Below are 8,398 nucleotides of genomic sequence, written 5' to 3' on the forward strand. Positions count from 1 at the left end.
GCGCAGGGCGGCGCGGCCAGCGCGGCGGCGGTCAGCGCCGCCCGGGCGGCGGCCGCGCAGCGGCGCGGTTCGGGCGGCTCGGGCGGCGACGGCCGCCGGGGCACCCGGGCGTACAGCTCGTCGGCCAGCGAGAACAGGTCGGCGTGCCGGCAGCGCGCCGCGGCGTCCGGGCCGAGCCCGGCTTCCTCCAGCCCGGCGGCGATCTCCAGCGGGTCGACGGCGCGCTCGCACAGGTCCCGGTGCTCGGCCATCAGCTCGCGCACCGGGTCGGCGCTGGCCACGGGGCCGGACATCAGACGGCCTCCGCGAGGGCGGGTCCGGCGGGGCGGGCCTGGTCGGGGCGGGTCGGCGGGTCGGTGCGCACCGTCAGGGCCGCGAGCTGCCCGGCCCGGCGGCGCGGTGCCGGCGCGGGCGCCCCGTCCGCGTCCTCGTCGCGACCGCCGGCCGGGCCGTCGTTGAGCCAGTACTCGGCGGGGCGCGCGAACGGGCGCGGTGCCCGGCCGCCGTGGCCCGCCCCGCCGCCCTCGGGGAAGGCGGGGTACTGCGAGACCAGTTCCAGGTAGATCTCCCGGAAGGCACCGGTCACCGGCTCGACGGCGAAGCGTTCCTGCGCCCGCAGCCGCCCCGCCAGGCCGAGCCGGGAGCGCCGCTCCTCGTCGCGCAGCAGTGCCAGGCAGGCCCCGGCCAGGGCCCGCGGGTCGCGGGCGGGCACCAGCAGCCCGGTCGGGCCGATCACCTCGCGGGCCACCCCGACGTCGGTGGAGACCACCGCGCGGCCGCTGAGCATGGCGTCGACGAGCAGCCGGGGGCTGCGCTGGGAGAGCGCGGAGAAGACCGCCACCGTGCCGCCCTGCCAGGCCTCGGCGAGCGAGCCGGGCCGGCCGGCGAAGTCCACCGCCGCGGTCACCCCGAGCCGTTCGGCGACGGCCGCGCAGTGCGCCCGGTAGCCGGGGGCGGCCTCCTCGCCGTGCAGCACCAGGCGGGCCGCGGGCAGTTCGGCGCGGACCCGGGCGAAGGCGTGCAGCACCAGTTCGGTGTCCCGCCCCGGCTCCAGCGGGCCCGCCCAGACCAGGGTGGGCCGCTCGGGCTCGGGCCCGGCCGCCGGGCGGTCCACCGCCGGGGTGCCCTCGTGGACGACCCGGGTGCGCGCCGGATCGGCCCCGCAGCGGCGCTGCCACTGCTGGTCGTGGGCGCTGCCCGGGGTGAGTATCGCGGCCTGCCGGTAGGTCTCCTCGGTGAGCGCCCGGAAGAAGGACAGCAGCAGCGCCCGGACCGGCCACCTGTAAGGCGCCGCGTGACTCGCCCGCTCGCCTCCGGGCGCTCGGACCCGGTGCCGACGGTCGTCGCTCCGGCGCTCGTCCCTCGCTTGTCGCTCCTCGCTTTCGGCACCGGCGCGCCCTTCGGCTCGGGGCGGGTGACCCAAGTACTGCTCGCGCAGGTGCAGGCCGTGCTCGGTGACCACGAAGGGCACCCCGTGCAGTTGCCGGGCGACCAGGGCGGGGAGCGCGGCCGGGCCGCCGCCGACCACGTGGCACAGGTCGACGGCGCCGAGGCCGCCGGGCCCGGTGCCGTACCAGGGCGCGGAGAGCGGGCGCAGGCACTGCTCCAGCAGGTCCGCGGCGACCAGCACGTCACGGACCAGCGGCTGTCCGGCCGAGGTGTCCGCGCCGGGCAGCCGCCAGGTCCGCTCCAGCACCCGGCGGGCGTGGGCGGAGGCGAGGAAGGCGGGCAGGGTGCCCCCGTCCTCCCGGGCGGGCGCCGCCAGCCGGTACAGTCCGGCCCCGAAGCCGGCCCGCTCCCCGGGCAGCACCAGTGCCCGCACCAGGTCCTCGTACGCCCGGGCGTACTGGCGTCTGCGCAGCGCCCCGGGGGCGCGGCCGCGCGGCCGGCGGCCCCACAGCGCGAGGTGGTGGGTGCCGGGCCGGGCGGGCGGGCGCCGGGCGCCGGGGTCGTCCGGGCCGGTGAGCAGGTACCGCTCGAACTCGTGCTCCGGCAGGCCCTCGGCCAGCCGCTCGCACCAGGCCCCGGCACCACGGTCGGGATGCGGACGGGCACCCTCGGTGAGCAGCGCGACGCGCACGGGAGTCCTCCTTCTGCCTCGGGACGGGGGCGGTGACGGCAGCCCCGGTCAGGGCCGACCGCCCCCCGCACCCCTGGGACGCCCCCTGGGCGGGGGCCACGGGAGCCGCGGGGCCGTACGCCGGGACGCTTGCTCGGGCCGTGCGCCGCGTGCTCCGGCGTCAGCGGTCCTCCCCCACACCTGTTCGGTCCGGCAGCAGAAAGGTAGGACCGGCCCGGGGCGATCCATCGGTCACATGCCTGGCTGCCACCTGAACGAGTGAACTGCCGTGACCTCGCCCGGGACCGGGCCGTTAGCGGGCGCTATACGGCGCCCCGGCGCCGGGCCGGCGCCGCCCCGATGCCGCCCCGATGCCGCTCCGATGCCGCCCGTCGCTCAGCGGGCGGTGTCCGCGATCAGCTCGCGCACGGCCCGGGCGACCGCGTCGGGGTGCTCCATCATCGCCACGTGCCCGGACTCGGGCAGCACCAGCAGCCGGGCGTCGGCGAAGGCCGCGCAGGCCCGCCGGGCGGAGCGGTAGGCGACCAGCCTGTCGCGCAGCCCGTACACCAGCAGCACCGGCGCCGCGACCTGTTCGGCCTGCCGCCACAGCGCCTGGTCGCCGCGCTCGGTGTAGGCGGAGACGATGCCGCGGGCCGAGCCGATCAGGGCCGGCATCGCGTGCGGCTGCGCCAGCCGGTGCCGGTACTCGGCCACCGCCTCGGCGCGGGCGGTCGGGCTCAGGCCGGCCGGGTCGCCGTAGACCAGGCGCAGCAGGTCCTCGGTGGCCGCCTCGGCGTCGCGCCGCCCGGCCGGCAGCCGGCGCAGCAGGGCGGGCAGTCCGGGCAGGGCGAGCAGGCCGGTGGGCCAGGCGGAGCGCTGCGGGGGCAGTTCGGGCAGCGCGGGCGAGACCAGGGTGAGGCTGCGGACCAGGTCGGGGCGCAGCGCGGCGAGCCGGACGGAGACGGCGCCGCCGAGCGAGTTGCCGAAGAGGTGGACGGGGCCGCGGCCGGCGGCCTCCAGGTAGCCGATGACGGCGCGGACGTGGCCGGAGAGGCTGAGGTTGCCGTCGGCGGGCGGGCCGGAGCGGCCGAAGCCGGGCAGGTCGAGGGCCTCGCCGTCGACGAGGCCGGAGAGCCGGTCCATCAGCGCGCTCCAGTTGCCGGCCGAGCCGCCCAGGCCGTGCACGAAGAGCCCGGGCTCGCGGCCGTCGGTGCCGCCCGCCCCGGCGGGCCGGTGCACCGCGAGCACCGCGCCGGGGACCTCGACCGTACGTACCTGCTGCTCAGCGCTGCTCATGGTGGACGATGGTAGTGAGGCCCGGTCGGGGGCGGCGGGGGTGGTCCGGCCTTCCCGGCCCCCGTCCCGTCCGCCCGTCCCGTCCGCCCGTCCCCTCGCTCGTCCCATCCCTCGTCGCACCACTGCCGACGCCGAGGTCAGCGCCGTATTGTGGGCTCCTGACAAGCGGCCGGACTGCTTTTCTCGCCTTCGCCAGGGGCGGGCGCGGTTACCGAAAAGTAGACTCGGCCCTCTTGCCAGCCCCGAAGAACCCCGAAGTGAGGAGCGCCGTGACGGCCATCCAGGAGGCGCAGGAGCGCCCGCGCGGTGCCCGCCTGCCGCGAAGCGCCCGCCGTGAACAACTGCTCGGTGCCGCCCAGGAGGTGTTCGTCGCCCAGGGTTACCACGCGGCCGCCATGGACGACATCGCCGACCGTGCCGGGGTGAGCAAGCCGGTGCTCTACCAGCACTTCCCCGGGAAGCTGGACCTCTACCTGGCGCTGCTGGACAAGCACTGCGACGCCCTGGTCGAGTCGACCCGGGACGCGCTGGGCACCACCACCGACAACAAGCTGCGGGTGGCCGCGACGATGGAGGCGTACTTCAACTACGTCTCCAGCGAGTCCGGCGCGTTCCGGCTGGTCTTCGAGTCGGACCTGACCAACGAGCCGGCCGTGCGCGAGCGGGTGGAGCGGGCCTCCGAGGCGAGCGCGACGCTGGTCAGCCAGGTGATCCAGGAGGACACCGACCTGCCGGAGGCGGAGTCCAAGCTGCTGGCGGCCGGGGTCTGCGGCCTGGCCCAGATCACCGCCCGGTACTGGCTGTCGCAGGGTCTGGACATCCCGCGCGACGAGGCGGTGCGGCTGGTCGCCAGCCTGGCGTGGCGGGGGCTCAAGGGCTTCCCGATGCACCCGGGCGACCTCGCGCCGGAGGGCTCCGCCCAGCAGTGACGATCCGCTGACCTTCGCCTGGGCGGTGATCGGGTGCTCTATGGTGAAGCCGTACGGCGCGGTCGCCGTGATCGCTTGTCCCAGGCGGTCCGTCGCCGCGCGTGGAGACTGCAGAACCGGAGGGACGGAAGCCGTGGAGGTCAAGATCGGCGTGCAGAACGCGCCGCGCGAAATCGTGATCGAGAGCTCGCAGACTGCCGATGAGGTCGAGAGCGCGGTCGCGAAGGCGCTGGAGGGCTCCACCAAGCTCTTCTCGCTCACCGATGAGCACGGCCGTCGCGTCATCGTCCCGGCCGAGCGCCTGGCGTACGTGGAGATCGGCGAGTCGGCGGCCCGCAAGGTGGGCTTCGGCACCACCTGAGCCGCCGCCGAGCAGGTCCGTCCGGTGCCCCGTTCCCTCCCGAGGGAACGGGGCACCGTCGCGTGTACGGGCAGGTCGGCCTGGGTACGGCGACAGGTGCGGCACCGGTGCCGCACGCCCGTTCCCCCGGGGAGGCCGCCGTGCTGGTCGAATCGCTCGTCTTCGTGCTGGTCGGCCTGGCCGCGGCCGCGGCCGCGCTGCTGGGCCTGCCGGGGTACTACCGGGCCCCCCGCCCGCTGGTGGTGGGGACGGCCCTGGCCTCGGCGCTGCTCGGCGGGGTGGTCGCGCACTTCTGCCTGGACGGTCGCCTGCCGGTGGCCGCGGTGGTGTTCTCGGCGCTGGCCGCGGGGGTGGTCACCTCGCTGCTGGCCCGGCCGGACCTCGCCGCCGGGCGGGCCCCGGCGCACCGGCACCACCCGCACCGGGCCGGCGCCCACCGCGCGCCGCGGCGGCACCGGCCGGCCTGAGACCCGTGGCGAGGCGCACGACGGGGCCCGTGACGGGGCCCGTTACGAGGCCAGGCCGAGGGCGGCCATCCGCCGGGTGTGCGCCTCGGTGATCCGGTTGAACATCTTGCCGACCTCGACCAGGTCGAAGCCCTGCACCTGGACGCCGCCGACCAGCAGGTTGGAGAGCGCGTCCCGCTCGGCGACGACCCGCTGGGCCTGGCTGAGCGCCTCGCCCATCAGCCGCCGGCCCCACAGGGCGAGCCGGCCGCCGGCCCGCGGGTCGGCCTCGATGGCCTGGCGGACCTTGTCGACCGCGAACTGTCCGTGGCCGGTGTCGGACATGACGCTGAGGACCAGGTCGCGGGTGTCGTCGTCCAGCCGGACGGCCACCTCGCGGTAGAAGTCGGTGGCGATGGCGTCGCCGACGTAGGCCTTGACCAGGCCCTCCAGCCAGTCCGAGGGCGCCGTCATCCGGTGGAACAGCTCCAGCGGCTCGACGAAGGGGCGCATGGCCTCCTGCGGGTCGGCGCCGATCTCGGCGAGCCGGTCGTGCAGCCGCTGGTAGTGCTGGAACTCGGCGGAGGCCATCCGGGCCAGGGCCGCCTTGTCGGCGAGGCCGGGCGCCAGCTTGGCGTCCTCGGCGAGCCGCTCGAAGGCGCTCAGCTCGCCGTACGCGAGCGCGCCGAGCAGGTCGAGCACCGCCGCGCGGTAGCCCGGTTCGGCCGAGCACGTGGCCCAGTCGCCGATCGAGCCGGGCGCGCCGTCCTGCGTCTCACCATGGGTCTCCATGACCCGCCACCTTAGTCCCGCCCCCGCCCGCGCCCCACCACCGGACGCACCCCGGTGACCTGCCGGATCGGCTCCCCGCGCACCCGTCGGCGGGGGCGGTGTCAGACGCATCACGTGTTCGAGTCGTCGCCTGACTGTATGGTGGTACGGAGCCCCGTCGTGCTCGCACGGTGCCACCGCCGTCTCGGTGGCCCGCACGAGCCCGCTCCGTAGCGGCAGCGCGTCCCCCGGACGTGTCCGCACCGGAGGCACGGGTACTCACGTACGCGGATGCCCGGTCGGAGAGCCGATCGGCTCCGACCATGGCTTGGACTTCAAGCCTTGGCACCGCATCAGTGGCCGAGCGAGGGCCGCCGAGACCACGCCCACCTGGCGGAGGTCCCGCGCAGGTCCCTCACGGGAACTCTCCCCGACGCCGCCGGCGACGCGCCCCGTCAACGGGCCGCGCGCACCGGCCGGCCGCAGGGACCGGCGCGGTTGTGCGTCCGCTCAGCTGTACTCAGGGCCGCCAGGCCCGTACACAGCCGCGCGGCTGCCCGCCCGCCGCTCGCTCTCGGCCCTCCGAAAACGGAAGAGGCAGCACCCTGTCCACCACCGCTGAACCCATCAAGACGACGTTCCGGGACCTGGGGATCCTCCCGGAGACCGCCGAGGCCCTCGAGTCCGTCGGCATCGTCCACCCCTTCCCCATCCAGGAGATGACCCTCCCGGTCGCGCTGACCGGCCACGACGTCATCGGCCAGGCCAAGACCGGCACCGGCAAGACCCTCGGCTTCGGCCTGCCGCTGATCGAGCGCGCCGTGGTGCGCGCCGACGTGGACGCCGGCCGGGCCACCGAGGACCAGCTCTCGGACTTCCCGCAGGCGCTGATCGTCGTCCCGACCCGCGAGCTCTGCACCCAGGTCACCAACGACCTGCAGACCGCCGGCAAGGTCCGCAACGTCCGCGTGCTCGCGGTCTACGGCGGCCGGGCGTACGAGCCGCAGGTCGAGGCGCTCAACAAGGGCGTCGACATCGTGGTCGGCACCCCGGGCCGACTGCTGGACCTGGCCGGCCAGAAGAAGCTGAACCTGTCCAAGGTCCGCGCGCTGGTCCTGGACGAGGCCGACGAGATGCTCGACCTGGGCTTCCTGCCCGACGTCGAGAAGATCATCACCATGCTGCCGGCCAAGCGGCAGACCCTGCTGTTCTCGGCCACCATGCCGGGCCAGGTCATCAACCTCGCCCGCCGGTACATGAGCCAGCCGACCCACATCCGGGCCGCCGCCCCGGACGACACCGGCGCCACCGTCGCCAACATCGAGCAGCACATCTTCCGTGCCCACTCGCTCGACAAGGTCGAGATGGTCTCGCGCATCCTCCAGGCCGACGGCCGCGGACTGGCGATGATCTTCTGCCGCACCAAGCGCACCGCCGCCGACGTCTCCGACCAGCTGACCCAGCGCGGCTTCGCGGCCGGCGCCGTCCACGGCGACCTCGGCCAGGGCGCCCGCGAGCAGGCGCTGCGCGCCTTCCGCAACGGCAAGGTCGACGTGCTGGTCTGCACCGACGTGGCCGCCCGCGGCATCGACGTCGAGGGCGTCACCCACGTCATCAACTACCAGTGCACCGACGACGAGAAGACCTACCTGCACCGGATCGGCCGCACCGGCCGGGCCGGCGCCTCCGGTACGGCCGTCACCCTGGTCGACTGGGACGACATCCCGCGCTGGCAGCTGATCAACAAGGCGCTGGACCTGCCGTTCAACGAGCCGGAGGAGACCTACTCCACCTCGCCGCACCTGTACGAGCTGCTGAAGATCGCGCCGGGCACCAAGGGTGTGCTGCCGCGTTCGGAGCGCACCCGGGCCGGACTCGGCGCGGAGGAGATCGAGGACCTCGGCGAGACCGGCGGGCGGGGCGCCCGCACCGGTCGCGGCACCGCCCGCGGCGGGCGGGCCGGCTCGGGCCGCCCGGCCGTCGAGGCCCCGGCAGCGGAGGAGAAGCCGCGCCGCACCCGTGAGCGCCGCCGCACCCGCCGTGGTTCGGAGCTCGGCGAGGGCGAGGCGGCCGTCGCCGCGGCGGTGACCGAGGCGGCTCCGGCCGTCGAGGGCGCCGAGGGCGAGGCCGCGCCGCGCCGTCGCCGCCGCCGTTCGCGCGGTGGCGCCGCCTCGGGCGAGGTCACCCCGGTGGCCGCCGCCGAGGTCGTCGCCGAGGCGGCCGCGGTGGTCGAGGCCGCCGTGGTCGCGGCCGAGCCGGTGGCCCCGGAGGCCCCGGTGGCCGAGGAGAAGCCGCGCCGGACCCGGACCCGCAAGCCCAAGGCCGAGGCGGCCGAGGTCGCGGAGGCCGTCGAGGCCGCCGCCGTCACCGAGGCTCCGGCCGAGGCCCCGGCGGAGAAGAAGCCGGCCCGCACCCGGACCCGCAAGCCCAAGGCCGAGGCGGCCGAGGTCGCGGAGACGGTCGAGGCCGCCGCCGTCACCGAGGGGCCGAGGCTCCGGCCGAGAAGAAGCCGGCCCGCACCCGGACCCGCAAG

The 8,398-nt window shown here is 76.2% G+C and carries 7 protein-coding genes and 1 pseudogene; 4 read left to right on the forward strand and 4 right to left on the reverse strand.

Features of this window, described 5'->3' with window-relative positions; translation table 11 throughout:
* The 3 genes and pseudogenes from ACFV8H_RS40585 to ACFV8H_RS40595 all read right to left on the reverse strand — a co-directional run.
* Positions 1-293 (reverse strand): annotated as a pseudogene (locus tag ACFV8H_RS40585) (hypothetical protein); the annotation flags it as partial.
* Entirely contained in the window at positions 293-2,080 is a 1,788-nt protein-coding gene (locus ACFV8H_RS40590; RefSeq protein ID WP_380409702.1) for a DUF3492 domain-containing protein, read from the reverse strand. The pseudogene ACFV8H_RS40585 and the gene ACFV8H_RS40590, both read right to left, overlap by 1 nt.
* Positions 2,081-2,455: 375 nt before the next feature.
* A complete protein-coding gene (locus ACFV8H_RS40595; RefSeq protein WP_380409704.1) occupies positions 2,456-3,358 on the reverse strand; it encodes an alpha/beta fold hydrolase in 903 nt (300 codons plus the stop codon).
* A 269-nt stretch (positions 3,359-3,627) separates the two neighbouring features.
* On the opposite strand from ACFV8H_RS40595, the gene ACFV8H_RS40600 reads away from it, so the two are divergent.
* From ACFV8H_RS40600 to ACFV8H_RS40610, 3 genes are all read left to right on the forward strand, one after another.
* Positions 3,628-4,287, forward strand: coding sequence for a TetR/AcrR family transcriptional regulator (locus tag ACFV8H_RS40600; RefSeq protein ID WP_375884822.1), 660 nt, complete (start codon positions 3,628-3,630; stop codon positions 4,285-4,287).
* A gap of 133 nt (positions 4,288-4,420) precedes the next feature.
* On the forward strand, positions 4,421-4,648 hold the full coding sequence (locus ACFV8H_RS40605; RefSeq protein ID WP_375884820.1) for a DUF3107 domain-containing protein: 228 nt from the start codon (positions 4,421-4,423) through the stop codon (positions 4,646-4,648).
* Positions 4,649-4,755: 107 nt separating this feature from the next.
* Positions 4,756-5,115 carry a hypothetical protein gene (locus ACFV8H_RS40610; protein ID WP_375884818.1) on the forward strand — a complete coding sequence of 120 codons (360 nt, stop codon included), beginning with the start codon at positions 4,756-4,758 and terminating at the stop codon, positions 5,113-5,115.
* A gap of 42 nt (positions 5,116-5,157) precedes the next feature.
* Here the strand turns inward: ACFV8H_RS40610 and ACFV8H_RS40615 are convergent, their stop codons facing one another.
* Complete coding sequence (locus tag ACFV8H_RS40615; protein WP_375884817.1) at positions 5,158-5,886, reverse strand: ferritin-like fold-containing protein; 729 nt, start codon at positions 5,884-5,886, stop codon at positions 5,158-5,160.
* Between the two features lie 698 nt (positions 5,887-6,584).
* Between ACFV8H_RS40615 and ACFV8H_RS40620 the strand changes: the two genes are divergently transcribed.
* Positions 6,585-8,398 (forward strand): DEAD/DEAH box helicase (locus ACFV8H_RS40620; RefSeq protein WP_380409707.1); only part of this gene is annotated, 1,814 nt, incomplete at its 3' end.

Origin of the sequence: Kitasatospora sp. NPDC059827, assembly GCF_042731675.1 — a bacterium.
In the GTDB taxonomy this organism is placed as follows: domain Bacteria; phylum Actinomycetota; class Actinomycetes; order Streptomycetales; family Streptomycetaceae; genus Kitasatospora.